The sequence below is a fragment of the Streptomyces sp. NPDC031265 genome (assembly GCF_055570295.1).
In genome coordinates, this window is sequence record NZ_JBVIHM010000017.1 from 84,063 (window position 1) to 100,612 (window position 16,550).

Annotated in this window: 19 protein-coding genes; 10 read left to right on the top strand and 9 right to left on the bottom strand. The window is 70.0% G+C overall.

From position 1 onward, the window contains the following. Window positions 1–96: 96 nt before the first annotated feature. On the bottom strand, window positions 97–1,314 hold the full coding sequence (locus ACZ499_RS24755) for a serine hydrolase domain-containing protein (RefSeq protein WP_468678001.1): 1,218 nt from the start codon (window positions 1,312–1,314) through the stop codon (window positions 97–99). Between the two features lie 394 nt (window positions 1,315–1,708). Between ACZ499_RS24755 and ACZ499_RS24760 the strand changes: the two genes are divergently transcribed. Beyond that, window positions 1,709–2,293 carry a TetR/AcrR family transcriptional regulator gene (locus ACZ499_RS24760; protein ID WP_468678003.1) on the top strand — a complete coding sequence of 195 codons (585 nt, stop codon included), beginning with the start codon at window positions 1,709–1,711 and terminating at the stop codon, window positions 2,291–2,293. A 99-nt stretch (window positions 2,294–2,392) separates the two neighbouring features. Next, complete coding sequence (locus ACZ499_RS24765; RefSeq protein WP_468678005.1) at window positions 2,393–3,376, top strand: zinc-binding dehydrogenase; 984 nt, start codon at window positions 2,393–2,395, stop codon at window positions 3,374–3,376. Here ACZ499_RS24765 and ACZ499_RS24770 read toward each other — a convergent pair. After that, entirely contained in the window at window positions 3,360–3,842 is a 483-nt protein-coding gene (locus tag ACZ499_RS24770) for a hypothetical protein (protein WP_468678007.1), read from the bottom strand. The genes ACZ499_RS24765 and ACZ499_RS24770 overlap by 17 nt on opposite strands. Next, window positions 3,809–4,258 carry a hypothetical protein gene (locus ACZ499_RS24775; protein WP_468402171.1) on the bottom strand — a complete coding sequence of 150 codons (450 nt, stop codon included), beginning with the start codon at window positions 4,256–4,258 and terminating at the stop codon, window positions 3,809–3,811. The genes ACZ499_RS24770 and ACZ499_RS24775 overlap by 34 nt, the downstream gene beginning before the upstream one ends. 254 nt (window positions 4,259–4,512) lie before the next feature. On the opposite strand from ACZ499_RS24775, the gene ACZ499_RS24780 reads away from it, so the two are divergent. Both ACZ499_RS24780 and nadE read left to right on the top strand, forming a co-directional pair. Continuing rightward, window positions 4,513–4,680: a hypothetical protein gene (locus tag ACZ499_RS24780; RefSeq protein ID WP_468678009.1), complete on the top strand. Its 168-nt coding sequence runs from the start codon at window positions 4,513–4,515 to the stop codon at window positions 4,678–4,680. A gap of 496 nt (window positions 4,681–5,176) precedes the next feature. Further along, on the top strand, window positions 5,177–6,007 hold the full coding sequence (nadE, locus tag ACZ499_RS24785; RefSeq protein ID WP_468402168.1) for an ammonia-dependent NAD(+) synthetase: 831 nt from the start codon (window positions 5,177–5,179) through the stop codon (window positions 6,005–6,007). A 19-nt stretch (window positions 6,008–6,026) separates the two neighbouring features. Here the strand turns inward: nadE and ACZ499_RS24790 are convergent, their stop codons facing one another. Beyond that, window positions 6,027–6,959 carry an aminoglycoside phosphotransferase family protein gene (locus ACZ499_RS24790; RefSeq protein ID WP_468678010.1) on the bottom strand — a complete coding sequence of 311 codons (933 nt, stop codon included), beginning with the start codon at window positions 6,957–6,959 and terminating at the stop codon, window positions 6,027–6,029. Window positions 6,960–7,072: 113 nt separating this feature from the next. On the opposite strand from ACZ499_RS24790, the gene ACZ499_RS24795 reads away from it, so the two are divergent. Then, entirely contained in the window at window positions 7,073–8,155 is a 1,083-nt protein-coding gene (locus ACZ499_RS24795) for a M20 family metallopeptidase (RefSeq protein WP_468678141.1), read from the top strand. A 222-nt stretch (window positions 8,156–8,377) separates the two neighbouring features. Here the strand turns inward: ACZ499_RS24795 and ACZ499_RS24800 are convergent, their stop codons facing one another. After that, entirely contained in the window at window positions 8,378–8,854 is a 477-nt protein-coding gene (locus ACZ499_RS24800; protein WP_468678011.1) for an RICIN domain-containing protein, read from the bottom strand. A gap of 83 nt (window positions 8,855–8,937) precedes the next feature. Beyond that, a complete protein-coding gene (locus tag ACZ499_RS24805) occupies window positions 8,938–9,411 on the bottom strand; it encodes a hypothetical protein (protein ID WP_468678013.1) in 474 nt (157 codons plus the stop codon). Window positions 9,412–9,553: 142 nt separating this feature from the next. Between ACZ499_RS24805 and ACZ499_RS24810 the strand changes: the two genes are divergently transcribed. Beyond that, complete coding sequence (locus ACZ499_RS24810; protein WP_468678015.1) at window positions 9,554–10,483, top strand: aminoglycoside phosphotransferase family protein; 930 nt, start codon at window positions 9,554–9,556, stop codon at window positions 10,481–10,483. Between the two features lie 81 nt (window positions 10,484–10,564). Further along, entirely contained in the window at window positions 10,565–11,113 is a 549-nt protein-coding gene (locus ACZ499_RS24815) for a YciI family protein (RefSeq protein WP_468678143.1), read from the top strand. Between the two features lie 145 nt (window positions 11,114–11,258). Here the strand turns inward: ACZ499_RS24815 and ACZ499_RS24820 are convergent, their stop codons facing one another. Then, window positions 11,259–11,825 (bottom strand): DinB family protein, encoded by a 567-nt coding sequence (locus tag ACZ499_RS24820; protein ID WP_468678017.1) that lies wholly within the window; start codon window positions 11,823–11,825, stop codon window positions 11,259–11,261. Window positions 11,826–11,962: 137 nt separating this feature from the next. Between ACZ499_RS24820 and ACZ499_RS24825 the strand changes: the two genes are divergently transcribed. Continuing rightward, window positions 11,963–12,799, top strand: a complete 837-nt coding sequence (locus tag ACZ499_RS24825) for a MerR family transcriptional regulator (protein WP_468678019.1) — start codon at window positions 11,963–11,965, stop codon at window positions 12,797–12,799. Between the two features lie 61 nt (window positions 12,800–12,860). Here the strand turns inward: ACZ499_RS24825 and ACZ499_RS24830 are convergent, their stop codons facing one another. Next, window positions 12,861–13,508 (bottom strand): TetR/AcrR family transcriptional regulator C-terminal domain-containing protein, encoded by a 648-nt coding sequence (locus ACZ499_RS24830; RefSeq protein ID WP_468678022.1) that lies wholly within the window; start codon window positions 13,506–13,508, stop codon window positions 12,861–12,863. 178 nt (window positions 13,509–13,686) lie between these two features. On the opposite strand from ACZ499_RS24830, the gene ACZ499_RS24835 reads away from it, so the two are divergent. After that, a complete protein-coding gene (locus tag ACZ499_RS24835; RefSeq protein WP_468678024.1) occupies window positions 13,687–14,850 on the top strand; it encodes a GDSL-type esterase/lipase family protein in 1,164 nt (387 codons plus the stop codon). A gap of 100 nt (window positions 14,851–14,950) precedes the next feature. Further along, complete coding sequence (locus tag ACZ499_RS24840) at window positions 14,951–16,057, top strand: NADAR family protein (protein ID WP_468678027.1); 1,107 nt, start codon at window positions 14,951–14,953, stop codon at window positions 16,055–16,057. A 27-nt stretch (window positions 16,058–16,084) separates the two neighbouring features. On the opposite strand, the gene ACZ499_RS24845 is transcribed toward ACZ499_RS24840, so the two are convergent. Beyond that, window positions 16,085–16,528 (bottom strand): STAS domain-containing protein, encoded by a 444-nt coding sequence (locus ACZ499_RS24845; protein WP_468678029.1) that lies wholly within the window; start codon window positions 16,526–16,528, stop codon window positions 16,085–16,087. Between the last annotated feature and the right edge of the window lie 22 nt (window positions 16,529–16,550).

The window sequence follows — 16,550 nt, forward strand, 5'->3', positions numbered from 1 at the left end:
CGGGCCGTCCTGGACAGCCAGGTCGACCATGTGGCCGTGCTCCGGGTGGTGGCGGGCCGTGCGTGTCGCAGTCGGCCCGCCCACCACGACGGTCGGCTACTTCTGGGGCGGGAGGTAGTAGACGTGCTTCGGCGTGACAACGCTGGTGATCGCCTTGCCGAGGACGGTGCTCGGCTCCTCGCCCTTGTAGAGGATGTCCGTGTTGAGCAGCGCCACCAGCGTCGCCTTCTGCTCCGGCAGATAGATGGTCAGGCTCTCGTACCCGGGCAGGGAGCCGTTGTGGCCCGTCCACCCGTTGACGTTGAAGATGCCGAGGCCGTAGCCCGCGCCGGGGATGCCGGTGGGCAGGACCTTCAGGCGCTTCGCCTGGGTGGCGGGCGAGAGCAGTGTGCCGGTGGCGAGGTCCTTGGCCCAGTGCTTGAGGTCGTGCAGGTCCGAGATCATCGCACCGGCCGCCCAGCCCCAGCTCGGGTTCCAGTGCGTGGCGTCCGCGACCTTCCCGGTCGGCGTCTGGTCGGTGTAGCCGTGGGCGTGCGGGCGGGGGAACTCGGCCGCTTGCGGGAAGAGGGTGTGGTCGAGGTAACTGGGCCGCAGCACGCGATGCTCGATGAAGTCCCGCAGGCTCTTGCCGCTCACCTTCTCGACCACCAGGCCGAGCAGGATGTAGTTGGTGTTCGAATACTGGAATTTTGATCCCGGAGGGAACTGGTTGGGGTGCTTGAACGCGTAACCGAGCAGTTCCTTCGGCGCGAAGGGGCGCTTGGGGTTGTTGAGGAACGCGCGGATGAAAGCGCTGTCCGCACTGTACGAGAACAGGCCGCTGCGCATGTCGAGCAGATCGCGCACGGCGATGTGGTTGCCGTTCGGGACACCCTTCACGTATTTGGAGATCGGGTCGTTGAGGCCGACCAGGCCGTCATCGACGAGCTCCAGCACCGCCGTCGCGGTGAACGTCTTGGTCTCGCTGCCGATGCGGATCCGCAGGTCGTCGGTCATCGGTGCGCCGGTGTGCTTGTCGGCGACACCGAACGCACGGACGTAGCTGCCCTTGCCGGGCATCCACAGGCCGACCTGCACCCCGGGGATGCCCGCCTTCTTCATGACGTCCCGCACCGTCTTGTCGAGCTTGGCCTGGAGCTCCGGGCTCAGCTCGTGGTGCGGATAGTCGTGGTCGCCCCCCTTGGCGAGGGTGTCGACGGGCGGCGTCGCCTGTGCCGGGGCGACCGCCAGCGGCAGCAGCCCCGCGACGGCGAGCGTCGCCGCGGCGAGCGTGCGGGCCGCCGTCGACCGGCGGGGCGGGGAAGGTCTTCTCATGATCGGGCCTCTCTCATTGTCCGTTCGTCTGCCGAGCCGATCGTCCGCGATGAGAGGCCCGCGTCACGTCCGGCGGCGGTGCGGCCCGGGTGAAACCGGCCCCAATCCACCCGATCGGCCCTGCTGCGGCACCGGCTCGCCGGTGGGCACCGCCGGAGTGGCGGTGCCCACGGGTCGTGGATCAGCGCGGTGTCACGCGTGGGGGAGGGGGAAGTGGCTGAGCTCCTCCTCCGCCAGGGCGTGTGCGCCAGCCGAGGAAGACCGGCATGTCCTGGATGCGCCTGCGGCCCAGGAACGGGAAGGCCGGCGCGGGGCTCGATCTATCCCCGACGCGGTCCCTTTTGACCTGCCCTTGCGGCTTGTTCTTGAATGGACACTCAAGTATGTTTGCCTCATGCCCCGACCTCGCGAGTTCGACCCCGACGCCGTCCTGAAGCAGGCCATGCTGCGCTTCTGGGAGCGCGGGTACCGGGCGACGTCCATCGAGGACCTGGTGAAGGCGACCGGCGTGAACCCCGGCAGCCTCTACAGCGCCTTCCCGGGTGGCAAGCAGGCGCTGTTCCTCAAGTCGCTGGAGCGCTACTCCAAGCTGGTCGTCCCCGAGAAGCTGGGTGAGCTGGAGGCGCCGGACGCCTCGGTGGCCGAGGTGCGCGGCTACTTCGAGGGGCTGGTGCGCGATCTGCTCAGCCCCGAGGGGCGCCAAGGCTGTCTGCTGGTCAACACCGCGATCGAGAAGGCCGCCGAGGACGACGCGGCGGCGGCCGTCGTGCGGGGCCATCTGGCCCGGCTCGAACGGTGCATGACCCACGCGCTGGAGAACGCGGCTCGCCGGGGCCAGGTGCGTGCATCGCTGGACCCCGCCGGCAGTGCGAAGCTGCTGGTCGCGACCTGTCAGGGGCTGATGGTCATCGGGAAGGCCAACCCTGACGAGGCGGTCCTGCGTGCGATCGTCGACAACGCCTTCGCCGCTCTCGCCTGACGGCGAGTCACCGAGGCCACCGTACGCGGTGGCCTCTTTTGCGGACCAGTAGTTGAACGACCACTCAAGAACGACCACTCAAGGATGGAGTCGAGGCACATGAAGGCCATCGTCATATCCGCCCCCGGCGGCCCCGAGGTTCTCACCCCCGTCGAGCTCCCCGATCCGGTGCCCGCCCCGGGTGAAGTGCTGGTGCGGGTCAAGGCGTTCGGCCTCAACCATGCTGAGGCGTACATGCGCAGCGGAGCCTGGGGAGAGGCGGCGGCCGTCCCCGGGATCGAGTGCGCCGGGGTGGTCGAGGCCGCTCCGGCCGGTGAACTGCCCGTCGGCACCAAGGTGGTGGCGATCCTCGGCGGTATGGGCCGCACCCGCAACGGCAGCTACGCGGAGCTGGTGACCGTACCGGCGACCAATGTGGTGGCCGTGCACTCGTCACTGGGCTGGGCCGAGCTGGCCGCGGTGCCCGAGGTGTACGCGACGGCGTGGAGCGGCCTGTTCGGCAATCTGGACCTGCGGCCGGGCGAAACGGTGCTGGTGCGGGGAGCGACCTCCTCGCTGGGCCAGGCCGCCGTCAACCTCGCGGTCGACCACGGTGCCACGGTGCTCGCGACGACCCGGAACCCCGCGCACGCACCGCTGTTGAAGGCGCTGGGAGCGTACGACGTACTCATCGACGACGGTGCGATCGCCGCCCAGGTCGGGGAGCGGGGCCTCGGTGTCGACGCGGTGTTCGACGTCGTCGGCAACAGCGCCCTGCGCGACTCGCTGGCTCTGGTCCGGCCCCGCGGCCGCGTGTGCCAGCTCGGCTTCCTGGGCGGCTTCGAGCCGGTACGGGACTTCGACCCGATCGCCGATCTCCCCAGCGGGGTCCGGCTCAGCTTCTTCGGCAGCGCTTTCGTGCTGGGCAGTCCCCAATTCCCGCTCGGGGGCGTGCCGTTGGACGAGATATACGCCAAGGTGGACGCCGGTGTCCTGAGGGCCCGCCCTGCCCGGGTCTTCCGGTTCGACGAGATCGTGGAGGCCCACCGGGTCATGGAGGCCGGAGCGGCCCTCGGCAAGATGGTCGTCACCCTCGACCGCTGAAGACCGGCAGCGGGAGCCGCGCGCTCTGCCCGTCCCGGCCGCGCAGTGTGACGGTGCCCTCGGACAGGTCGGCGACCAGGGTGCACAAGGTGGTGAGGGGATCGGTGCCCGCCGCGGTTCGGTGGACGCCGAGGGGCAGGGCGGCGGAGGTGAGTGCCTCCGTGAACCAGTCGGTGGTGGGGGCCTCGGGCGGTCGGAGTGCTGCCGGCGCCCGGCTTCGGGCCAGGCTCTCCTCGTAGCGGGCGGTGTGGGTACGGGCTGCCCCGTCACCGAGGAGCGTGGGGGAGTCGGCGGGGTCGGGCAGGTGGCGCAGATGGTCGGTGTTGGCCGGACGGGGCCGCCCCCCCGCCCCCTGTCGCGTGTGCCCACCACAGCCTGCCCTCGGTGCCCGCGTCGCACGCCCGCCGTGGCCGGACGGTTCCCGCAGGCGGTTCAGAGCCGGAAGACGACTCCGCGCCACGTCCATCCCGCGTCCAGGACCGCACCCCGCAAGGGGTTCTTCATCTCCGCGAAGTCGAAACGCGCCCCCTCCGTCTTCTGCAGACGGCCGTCGGTCCCGCGCTCGATCGTCCAGTCACGGGCGACGCTGGTCACCTGTCCGCGCGAGTACTCGCGCGTCTGAGCGTCCCACTGTTCGTCGATCGCCCGCACTTCGTGCTGCGCCGGGACCAGCCGCATCCGGGTCCGCACGGTGATGCCCAGCTCCCGGACCCGCCAGACCGCCACCAGGTCGGCACGCTCGGAAGGGGCACCGTTGCGTACGACGAACGGCACGCCCGGGCCGTTGACCGCGAGCAGCGCGGCCCGGACCTCCGCGGCCGAACGTGCCGCGACACCGGCGTCGGGGTAACGGGTGCCGGTCAGCCTGTCGAAAATGCCCATCGGGACAACTTACGGATGCGGGGTTGCCCGGCACAAGATCTCTCGCGTCGGGGGAGCGTGGGAGGGGGTGCGGGCAGTGGCTGCCATGGAGGGGGTCGTCCCCTGTATGCCGGGCAACTCGTCCGTCCTGATGAGGCAGGTCCACCCGGACGGGGCATCCTTGCGGCGTTCCCCGGGCAACTCCTTTACGCCGCAGCTATGTTGGCCGATCTCGTCGGCTCTTGTCGGCATTCCGGAGTCGCCATGGAGGCGTCGTGAAACTCTTCTGGGTCCTCTTCGCCCTCCTGCTCACCGCGCTCGCGCTGGGCGGATTCATCAACGCGGTGAAGGACGCCGACAAGGCGAGCCGCATCGGCGACCTCGTCACCAGCGCCCTGCTCGCTCTCGCGGCTCGGGGGAGCTGGAGGCGCGTCGGCGCGTGAGGGGCTTCGCGCGCCGAGGGGTTCGCCGACCGGGTCGGTCTTTGCCGGTGGTGCGCGGGCCGCCCGCTGTGAACGATCCTCCGCATCCGGCCGCTGGCCAACCACGGCGACGAGGTGACCGTCATCAGGAGAAGTCCCCGCGTACCTCGAACCCTGCCTCCGCCTCTTCGGTACGGATCCCAGCGGCCCGGAGGACGAGCCCGCCCCCGACCCCCTACGGTAAACCCTCAATGCGATCGCCGCCGAATTCGGTGTGACGCTTTCCGAGGAGGCACTCGTCGACGGACGGCTGGACGCCTTCGAAACGGTCTCCTGGCTGCGAGAGCCCCGGGCCGGAGAGGCCTGGGCCCACATCAGGATGGGAGGACCGCCGGAGTGAGGCGGACCGCCGGACCGACCGGGGGCCGGACCGACTGCCTCGGCCGCGTCGGGCACCGCGCACCCCCTGGGTAGGGTGGGCGTACCAGCACATCGTGAAGTGGAACAAGGAGCAGACGTGAGCGAGCCGGCGTCCACCGCCCTGCAGCAGGAGATCGCCCGGGAACTCCAGGTCGCCGAGACCTTCGAGGCCGAGCGGGAGATCGAGCGCCGCGTGGCCTTCCTCGCCGAGCGGCTGACCTCCACCGGCCTGCGCTCCCTCGTGCTCGGCATCAGCGGCGGCGTCGACTCCACCACCACCGGCCGCCTGTGCCAGCTCGCCGTCGAGCGGGCCCGGGCCGCCGGGCACGAGGCGCGGTTCCACGCGATGCGGCTGCCGTACGGGGTCCAGGCCGACGAGCACGACGCCCAGCTCGCGCTCTCCTTCATCCAGGCCGACCACGTGCTGACCGTGGACATCAAGCCCGCGAGCGACGCCGCCCTTGAGGCCGCGCTCGCCGCCCAGGTGAGCTTCCGCGACGCCCACCACCAGGACTTCGTGCACGGCAACATCAAGGCGCGCCAGCGCATGATCGCCCAGTACGCGGTGGCCGGCGCGCACAACGGCCTGGTCGTCGGCACGGACCACGCCGCCGAGGCGGTGTCCGGGTTCTTCACCAAGTTCGGCGACGGCGCCGCCGACCTGGTCCCGCTGACCGGCCTGACCAAGCGCCGGGTGCGCGCCGTCGCGGACGCCCTGGGCGCGCCCGCCGAGCTGGTGTGGAAGACCCCGACGGCCGACCTGGAAACCCTCGACCCGGGCAAGGCCGACGAGGACGCGCTCGGTGTCACGTACGACGACATCGACGACTTCCTGGAGGGCAAGCCGGTGGACGAGCGGACCTTCGAAACGATCGTCCGCCGCTACCGCCTCACCGAGCACAAGCGCCAGCTGCCGGTCGCCCCGTAGGGGCGCGCGCCGGGAGCGCCTACGAGCACTCCGTCAGCAACCCCGCCAACTGGTCCGCGAACTCGGTGAACCGGTCCAGCCTGGGCCCGTTGCGGGCGATGCGGAATCCGTGGCGACGGCCCCAGAACGCGGTCTGGACGGCGTGGAACTGGGCCCATCGCCGGGTGCGTTCGCGGTCGAGTTCCGCGGCCTCGACGAAGACGTCGAGGGTGCGGTGGACGGCTTTGCGCAGGTCGTCCGCTGCGAGGAGCGTCAGCGCGCGGCTCTTGAGCAGCGTGCCGCCGTCGTAAGCGGGGTCTCCCGCATACCCCTTGGGGTCCACGGCCAGCCACGGTTCGCGGTCGGCGCGCAGGATGTTGCGGGCGTGGAGGTCACCGTGGATGAGCGTGTCCGGCTGGATGCGGCCCAGTTCGCGGACCGTCGCCACCGCGGCGTCCACCACGTTGCGCGACAGTGCGTGCGTCAGTTCCGCGGCGTCCTTGCTCAGCTGCTCCTCCCACGCGTCGGCCTGCTCCCGCAGCCGGGGCAGCTCGGGCGGTGCGGGGACGGCCAGTCGGCGATTGAGACGCCCTGCGACCGTCACCACCTCATCGCTGTCCTGGACCTCCGCCAGGGTCGACGTCCGCGCCTGTTCCAGCAGCATCGCGAACCGTTCGTCGTCGCGTTCGTACAGCAGGACGGCGCCGCGCCCGCCCCACGCGGCGAACGCGTCCGGCTCGTGGACGTTGCCGGGATGTGGAAACGACACCTTCAGGACGGCGGGCCCCTCCGCCGGCCGGCGCACCGGGACGATCACGCCGACACCCCCGTGCATCACCTCGCCGTCCGGCACGCACCTCCAGCGGTCCAGCAGCCCGTCCACGATCCCGGGAAGCTCGGCGAGCCACAGCGCGCCGGGTTCTCCTTCGCGCTCGACGGTGGTCCGCGCGAACACCTCTGGTATCACGATCACCTGGGCACGTTACGCGCCCGAAGGGCGCCGAGGCCATGGGTCGGCGTCATGGCGCAGACAAGTACGCTGACCGCGTGACCACGCACAAGAGCGTCGATGTGAGTGTTGACGCGATGATCGAGGACCTCAGGACACTCGTCGAAGTCGAGTCGCCCTCGCGCGATCCCGACGCCTTGACGGCATCGGCGAAAACTGTCGCCGCCGTCGTCGAGAGCCGCCTCGGCGGGAAGGCCGTCCTCGTCGAGAGCGCGGCCGGGCCGCACGTCCACTGGTCGGGCGGTGGCGATCCCCGCGTACTGATCCTCGGTCACCATGACACGGTGTTTCCGCTCGGCACGCTTGCCCGCCGCCCGTTCCGGGTCGAGGGCGGGCGGGCGACCGGCCCGGGTGTCTTCGACATGCTGGGCGGTTTGGTGCAGGCCATCCATGGGCTGGCGGCGCTCGACGACCTCTCCGGCGTCGAGATCCTGGTGACCTCCGACGAGGAGGTCGGCTCCCGTTCCTCTCGGGCCCTCATCGAAGAACGGGCCCGGGCATGCGGCGCCGTACTCGTCTTCGAGGGGGCCGCTGACGGCGGAGGTCTGAAGACCGGCCGCAAGGGCTGCGGCACGTTCCGGGTCTCGATCGCGGGCCGGGCGTCGCACGCCGGACTCGAACCCGAGGCCGGGGTCAACGCCCTGGTCGAAGCGGCACACCAAGTGCTGGACATCGCGGCGCTCGGTCGCCCTCGGATCGGCACGACCGTCACCCCGACCGTCGCGTCCGCGGGAACCCTGGACAACGTCGTTCCCGCCGAGGCGACCGTCGTCGTCGACGTCCGGGTCGAGTCGGCCGAGGAGAAGGAACGCATCGAATCGGCGTTCGCGGCTCTGGCTCCGCACCTCGACGAGGCGGAGATCACGGTCGAGGGCGGCGTCGGCCGACCCCCGATGCCCGAGTCGGCGTCGGCCGAACTCTTCGCGGTGGCGAAGAAGTTGCATCCGGGGATCGAGGGTGTGGCAGTGGGCGGTGGCAGCGACGGCAACTTCACGGCCGCGCTGGGTGTGCCTACGCTTGACGGCCTGGGAGCGGTCGGGGGCGGGGCCCATGCCGATCACGAATACGTGGTGGTCGAGGCGATGGCCGAGCGGGCGAACCTTGTCACGGGGCTGGTGAACGCGATTCGCTGCGCCTGGCGGGAGGGCGAGGCGAGGTAGGGGCAGGTAAGGGGAAGGTCAACGTCCGCTGACGATATGGGTGACCTTGCCTTACTTGTCTTAATCTTCTTGAAGAAGACGGGCGGCGCCAAGCCCGCCGCGACGAAGGCGTCGCAGGACAAGACCACGGCCGACGACGGCAGCCGCCCGTACATCCGGCCGTAGCGACGCCACCGGGGTGGCGCCGACAGCGCGGCGCCACCCTTGGTGTGACAGCGTGAATCAGTCCCAGAGCTGCCACTGATTCCCGTCGTTGCACTCATGCATGTAGACGTCGGTTCCATTGCTGTCGAGGCATTCGTGCGTCTGCCGGTTCCGCAGCTTCCAGCCGTTGCCGGTGTCGATCTCGTCCCAGCGCTGGTAGTTGTTGCCGCTGCAGGATTCCATGTACGCGTCGTGGTCGGTGTACGCGGTGAGGCAGAAGCCGTTCCCGGGCTTGGTCGCGTCCTTCTCCAGCCAGCTTCCGTCGCCCAGCGACACGTCGTGCCAGGGGTTGTAGGAACTGCCACAGCCGCGGCCGTTGAGGTGGACGTTGTCCGGTGTGCCTGCCCAGTTGTAGCTGATGTCCAGGCACTTGCCGCTCGGCTTGTGGTTCCACTGGACGTCCGAGTCGGCGTGGGCCGCGGTGCTCGTCGCCAGTACGAGGAGCGGCGTGAGCGCCATCGTTCCGACAACCTGAGCTATGTGCTTGATGCGCATGGTTGATCCCCCGATTTCCTTGGGTTCGACAATTTGTGTGCGTGGCTGCTGATATATCGGCGGCCGGGGGGCGGAACAGCCGGTCAGTACCAGAGCTGGTACTTGTTGTCGTTGTTCACGCCGCCGGGGCCGAGGTAGACGCTGGAGTCGTTGCTGTCGAGGTAACGGCCGGTCTGCTTGTGCTGGAGCTTCCAGTGCGTCCCGGTCCAGCGCTCGTACCAGCGCTGCCAGTCGTTGTTCGGCGTGCAGGGCTCCACGTAGACGTCATCGTTGGAGTACGCCGCCAGGCAGTAGTCGTGGTTGGCGCCGGGATGCATCAGCCAGGTGTCGTCGTCACTGTTGTGCTGCTCGTACCAGACGTTCGAGGCGGCACACCAGTCGATGCCCACGTCGTAGGGCACGCCGGCGCCGTTGACCCGGTAGAAGAGGCAGTCGTCGGACGTCTTGTGGTGCCAGGTCACGTTGCCGTCGGCGGACGCGCTGGTCGCGCCGGCCAGGACCAGAGCGGTGACCGCCGTCGCGGTCACAACTGCCCGGCGTACGTGCTTGATTGACATCGTTCCCCCGTTGTTCCTGATCAAGTGCGGCCGCGGGCCTGTCTGCCGCCGCCGGGGCGATTATGGCAACGAGCACCAACAAGCCACTAACAACGCCGTGTCCACCCCTGCGGCCGCTTCCGGCGATCATGAGGGGAGTGAGATGACAGTCGGCACGAGGGCAGGAGCTTCACCCGTGGACAGCGTGGACAGCGTGGAGATCGATGCGGGGTTGGTGCGATCCCTCCTGCAGGCGCAGCATCCGGACCTTGCCGGGCTCGGCCTGCGTCCGGTGGAGGGCGGGTGGGACAATCAACTGTGGCGGCTCGGAGCTGAGTTGGCCGTGCGGATGCCGCGCACGGCACGCGCGCCGGGACTCCTCCGCAAGGAGCATGAGTGGCTGCCCGTGCTGGCTCCGGGCCTTCCGCTCCCGGTTCCGACCCCGTTGCGGCTCGGTGAGCCGTCCGCCCTGTTCCCGGAGGTGTGGACCGTGGCGAGATGGGTTCCCGGCGAGCCGGGCGACCGTGCCCCGATCACCGAGGGCCACCGCGCGGCCGATACCTTGGCGACCTTCCTGAAGGCGCTCCACAGGGACGCGCCCGCCGGGGCACCGGCCAACCCGATGCGCGGCGTTCCGCTCACATCGCTCACGCACCCTTTCGAGAAGCAGCTCCAGGCCGTCGCCTCACGCGTTCCCGTCGGGATCCGGGACGTCTGGGAGGAGGTGGTTTCGGCCCCCGACCGGGAGGGCCCGCCGGTATGGGTCCACGGGGACCTTCATCCTGCGAACGTCGCCGTCTCGGACGGGACGCTCACGGGCGTCTTCGACTTCGGCGAGCTCTGCGCCGGTGACCCGGCGACGGATCTCGCAGCCGCGTGGCTGCTTCTTCCGTCGGGCTCGGCTTCGCGGTTCTTCGAGACGTACGCAGATGCGGACGAGGCGATGATCCGGCGGGCGCGCGGGTGGGCCGTGCTGCGAGGCCTCTCCCTCGTCAGTATCGGGCAGGCCTGGGAGCGGGGGCTGCCCGGTGGAAAGCAGACATGGGGACCGGCAGGCCGAGCGGCGCTGGATCGTGTTCTGGCCTCCAGCTGAGAGGTTGCCCTCGCGCGGAGGTATGCGGCCTCGCGGAAAGCCCGTTGAGATGCTGCCGTACGTCGGGGAGACTCCGTGGCCATGGAGTTCTTCTGCTACCACCGCGATCGGCCCGGTTCCGTCAAACTGCGCGAGGAACTGCTGGAAGCCCACTGGTCCTACATGGACGGGTACGCGAAGGAGCTGATCGCCCGCGGCCCGACCTTCGCCGACGACGGTGAGACGCCCAGCGGCAGCGTGCACTTCGTCGACCTGCCGGATCCGGGCGCGGCCCGCGCGTTCGCCTTCGACGAGCCCAACTACCAGGCAGGCGCGTACCGGGACGTACTGGTGCGACGGTGGCGCAACCTGCTGGGGCGCACCATGTGGGACTTCCCCGGAGGCCCGACCGGTGGCAACCGCTACCTGGTCCTCGGCCTCGGCTCGGGGGAGCCCGCCGACCTCGTCGTGCCGCCGGACCGGGACGACCTGATCGCGTTCGGGCCGCTGCTCTCCGACGACGCAGCCACCTGGGTGGGTACGGCGGCACTGGTCCGGGCCACGGACCCGGACGCGGCACGCGCCGTACTCACCCCGCAACGGTATGCCGACATCGAGGTCCACGACTGGCAGTTCGGCGGGCGACGGTAGGGAGGCACGGGCGCGGTACGCCCACGGGGTCGGCGGGCGGCGCAAGGTGGGGCCCTGGCCACGGCTGCCGATGGACAAGGATGCGCGCCGCGTGCGCACGGCGTTCGCGCTCGTGTTGAGGGCTCGGCGGTATCACCGCTGGGCCTCACAGCCCCCTGGCGCCGTCGATCCGCTCGCGGAGCAGGTCGGCGTGTCCGTTGTGCCGGGCGTACTCCTCGACCATGTGGATGAGTACCCACCGCAGCGACACCGTCCCGCGCCACGCGTCCTCACCCTCGACGTCGAGGTGCGGAGCCTGGCGTGCGAAGTCCTCGGCGTATGCGACCTCGGCCCGCCAGGCCTGCCACGCGTCCGCGATCGTCTCCGGATCTGCGGACACGGCGCCGTCGAAGTCCCCGTCGGGGGCATCGCCGGAAGAGTAAAGGGCCGGGGCGTCCTGCCCGGCCAGCACCTGGCGGAACCAACGGCGCTCTACATCCGTGAGGTGCCGGACCAGGCCGAGCAGGGAGAGCGTGGACGGTTCGACGGCCCGCGACGACAGCTCCGACTCCAGGCCCGCGCACTTCAGCTTCAGGGTTGCGCGCTGATCCCTCAGGAAGCCGAGGAGCATGCGCCGCTCATCACCGGTCGCGGGTCCGTTGAACCGACGGTCCGGCCCGTCTCCGTCTCCGTCTGCGGCGAACAGCTCGGCTCTTCTGGTTGAGGTAGTCATGCTCGTCATCATCACCCCTGGGCGTGGAGCGGCGGTTGCGGTGCCCCGCCGACCTCTCTGAAACGGTCGGTGTTCCTCCCTCACCACTATGGTCTGTTGACCCTCACACCGTGTCAGGCGCTGAACTCGGAGACATCATGTTCACCATCGGAGACTTCGCCCGGCACGGTCGCGTCTCGGTCCGGATGCTGCGTCACTACGACGCGACCGGTCTGCTGCGGCCCGCCCATGTCGACCCTGTCAGCGGGTACCGCTACTACACGGCCGCCCAACTGGCCCGCCTCAACCGTGTCATCGCGCTCAAGGATCTCGGGTTCACCCTTCAGCAGGTCCAGGAGATCCTGGACGGGAAGGTCACCACCGAGGAACTGCGCGGCATGCTGCGGCTGCGGCAAGCCGAGTTGGAGGCAGCGATGGCCGCTGCGGCGGCGCGGTTGGTGCAGGTCGAGGCGAGGCTCCGGTCGATCGAGAGCGAGGGGCACATGCCCACGAACGACGTTGTCATCAAGACCGTCCCGGCGGTCCGGGTGGCGGAACTGACCGCGACCGCCGCGAGCTTCGAGCCGCAGGAAATCAGCTCGGTCATCGGGCCGCTCTACGACGAGCTGTTCCGGCGTCTGGGCGAGGCGGGCGTCACGCCGACGGGGCCGGGGGTCGCCTATTACGAGGACGTCTCGGAGGGTGACGGCAGGATTATCGTCCACGCGGGCGTCCAGGTCGCGGCGCCCCTCCAGGACGGCGCCTTCCGGGTGCTCGACCTTCCGCCCGTCGACCGGGCGGCGACGATCGTGCACCGCGGCTCGATGGACGCGGTGCTGCCCACGGCGCAGACCCTGGCCCACTGGATCGACGGCAACGGCTACCGGTCGGCCGGCTACCCCCGGGAGATCAACCTGGAGTGCCCGGACAACCGCGACGAGTGGGTGACCGAACTGCAGACGCCGGTCGCCAGGTCCCTGACGCCGAAGGAATGACTGCTCTCCCAGTGACCGGGGGCTGTGCCGAAGGGGGCACGGCCCTCGCCTGAGCCCTCCGTCAGGGGGTGGGGCGGTAGCGGGCGAGGAACATGTCCACGCCGCCGGTGATCAGCCGTTGGGTGAGGTCGGGGTCGGGTGCGGCGCCGGCCGAGCCGTACGCGATATGCGGCATCAGGACCAGGCCGGAGAGCTGGATGGCCGCCAACTCCATGTCGTCGATGGCGAGTTCGCCGCGGTCGACGAGTGAGGTGAGCGCGGCGCGGACGATCAGGTGGAAGCGTTCGGGGCCCTGCTCCTGCCAGGTGCGGCCCAGGTCGGGCAGTTGCGGCATGGAGCCCATGACGGCGTTGTGGAGTGCGAGGACCTCGGGGGTGGCGTGGCCGGCCACCCAGGCCTCGCAGATCGCGACGAGGTCGGCGCGTACGTCGGTGGAGGAGCCGAGACGTTCCTCGATCAGCCGTGTCGACTCCGCGAGCGCGGCGTCGAGGACGTCGCCGACGATCGCCGTGAAGAGGGCTTCCTTGCTGCCGAAGTGGTTGTAGACGGTGACCTTCGCGACGCCCGCTTCGGCGGCGATGGTGTCCATGCCCACGCCGTAGCCGTCCCGCAGGAACGCGTCGGCGGCTGCCTGCACGATCGCCTTGCGTTTGGCCGCCGCCCGGTCGCCCGAGGGGATCCGCTTGGGGGCCCGTTCGCTTGCGCGCACTCTCGCCGTCTCCTTCTGTCGCCTTGGCACCGCAGTCTGGACAGTACTGAACCAGCCCGTTGAGTTCAGTTCAACTGAACCGTCTAGTACATGTGAACTGTACTGTATGGTTCAGTTCATCGAGCGGGGCTTCACACCGCCGGTTCCCCGTCCTTACCGTGCAGAGGAGTTCGTCACCATGACCACGACTGCTTGGGTCGCAGGCTTCCGTTCCGCCGTGCTCAGCCCGTACGAGACCATCCAGATCAAGCCGTCCCGTGGCTTCCGCGACCAGACGCTGCGTCAGATCCTGCACCTCGACGGCGGCGGCGAGGCCGTACGGGTCCAGCTCAGCAACGAGTACGGCAAGGAGCCGCTGGTCATAGCCGCCGCTCGGGTCGCGCTCCGAGCCGAGCGCGGTGACACCGCCGATGCCGCCGCCGAAACCGCCCTCCTGCCCGGGACCGACACAGTGCTGCGCTTCGGCGGTGCGGCCGAGGTGACCGTCCCGGTCGGTGAGGTGGTCCAGAGCGACCCCGTCGACCTGGCGGTGAGGGCGGGCACCGACCTCGTACTGAGCCTGTACCTGCCCGAGGACACCGGGCTGGCGACGTTCGCCCACACCGCGTCGCAGAATGCCTACGCGGTGTCCGGCGACCATGTCTCGGCGGCCGTGCTGGACGGCGCCGAGGAAGTGGACAGCCGCTTCTACATCACCGGTGTCGACGTCCTGGCCCCCCGGGGCACCGCGATCGCCGTCGCGTTCGGCGACTCCTGGTTCGAGGGAACGGGCACCTCGACAGGCATGAACCACCGCTTCCCCAACCACCTCAACCGCCGTATCGGCCGGGGCTGGGTGGTCAACCAGGGCATCGGCGGCAACCGGCTGCTGACCGACGAGGTCGGCCCGCACGGCCTGGCCCGCTTCGACCGCGATGTCCTCGGCGTGCCCGGCGCCACCCACGTGCTCTTCCACTTCGGCCTCAACGACCTCGGGCTGCCGGGTATGACCGGCGAGCCGCCCGCCACCGCCGAGGACCTGATCGCGGGCTACACCGCGCTCGCCGCGAAGGCCCGCACCGCGGGGCTGACCACCATCGGCATGACCATGGGCCCGTACGCGGGCACGATCTACCCCGGGATCGACAGTCCCGAAGGCCGGGTGATCCGCCGTCAGGTCAACGACTGGATCCGCACGGCGACCGTCTTCGACGCGGTCGTCGACATCGCGGCCGCGGTCCAGGACCCGGACGCAACGGACTTCATCCGCCCCGATCTCGACAGCGGAGACCACCTCCACCTCAACGACGAGGGTGCTCGTGCGATGTCCGACGCGGTCGACCTCACCTACCTGGGACGGTGACGGCGTTCGTCGCCCCGACCCCCTCGGGCCGGGGCCTCGGCAGGCTCGGCCGGGCCGGAACGCGGTGTCACGGGGCCCACGCGTCCGCCACAATGTCGCGATGATCGGCAAAGCGCGCACCTACCGCATGGCGGACGGCATACGAGTACCCGGAACCTGGCGGCACGCATTCATCCGCAACGGCGACTACCACCTCACCGACTTGTTCATCTACGCCGACGGTCTCATCGACTGCTGGGGCCTGGTCACGCTCAAGGAGTTCGAGGAGAAGCTGCACTGCGGCTGGGTCGCCACCGAACTCCCGGAAGGCGCCCGGGCGTCCGGCCATGAGCTGGCCTCCTGGAAGTTCAGCGAGCCGTACACGTGGCTCACCCCTGAGCTGTTGCTCGCCGAGGTGCGCGACACCATCGAGCAGCTCAACGGGCGGCCGGATTCAACGGATCGCTGTCTGGCCGCCGTTGACGCCTTCCTCGCCGACCGCACCGAGGAGCGGCGGGCCGCCGCCCGCGCCGCCTACCTCGCCATCCCGGAAACGCAGCGCCACTACGCGCTCGGCGACATGGACCGCAGGGACGTGCCGCTGCAGGTGCTGGTGCTCGGGCCGGGCGGGTACACGGAGGACTGGCCGGACGACGCGATCACACAGGAGGAGTACGACGAGGCGGTCGCCTACTTCGAGGAACGGGCGAAGTGGATCGCCGAACGGCCCTCGCGGGTCCCGGCGGACGGACCCGCGACCTCTGTCGCCCCCGCGGTCCACCTCTACCAGAGCTATCCGCTGAAGCCGTCCGACGATCCGGGCACGAAGGCCCTGCGCAACGACTATCCGGCACCCGTCGACGTCGACGGCACCACCTACCTCTCCGTCGCGCACGCGTACTGGGCCCTCTCGACCGCCGACCCCGACGCCCGCGCCGCGATCATGGAAGCGGACAGCTCGTTCGCGGCGAAGAAGCTCGCAGCCGACGCCGGCCGGCGCGACGGCTGGGAGCAGGTCCGGCCGGCCGTGATGACCCGTCTGCTGCGGGCCAAGTACACCCAGCACCCGGCTCTGGCCGAAGTGCTCCTGGCCACGGACGACGCGACCCTCGTCTACGACGACTCCGACTCCGACTTCTGGGGCGACCGTTCCGGCCGCGGCCGGAACTGGACCGGCCGCCTCCTGGAGCTCATCCGTTCGGAACTGCACGCGGAGCGCTGCGGCTGACGAAGGCCGGCCGCGCTCGTCGTCGCGCTATTGGACGGCATCCGGGTCCTGGGCGGCAATGGCCGTGCGGCGGCCGTCCGATGGGGCGAGCAGCGACAGTGTGCGGGTGACGGTCAGCAGCCTGTGTACGGCGCTGCTCGGGGCGTGGACGCAGAGCGTCTTGCCGTCCTGGAGTGCGCGTTGACGGATGCGCAGCAGGATGTTGAGGCCGGAGCAGTCGCAGAAGTCGACCTTGCTCAGGTCGACGTCGACACCGTGGCGCGAGTGGTCGAGAGCCGCACGCAGCGTGCTGTGCAGGAGGTGGTCGGCGTCGATGTCGATCTCGCCGGTGACCGCGACCAGCTGGCGGTCGCCGGCCGGCCGGACCTCGATCTCAAGGCGCGGCAGTGGCCGGCCGCTCGGCGAGTAGGCCGGTGCCGCGTAGGTGGTGCACCCGCGACTGACCTGCGCGGGTATTGCATGCTCTGGCATGGCATTGGCTCCCCAGGCATCC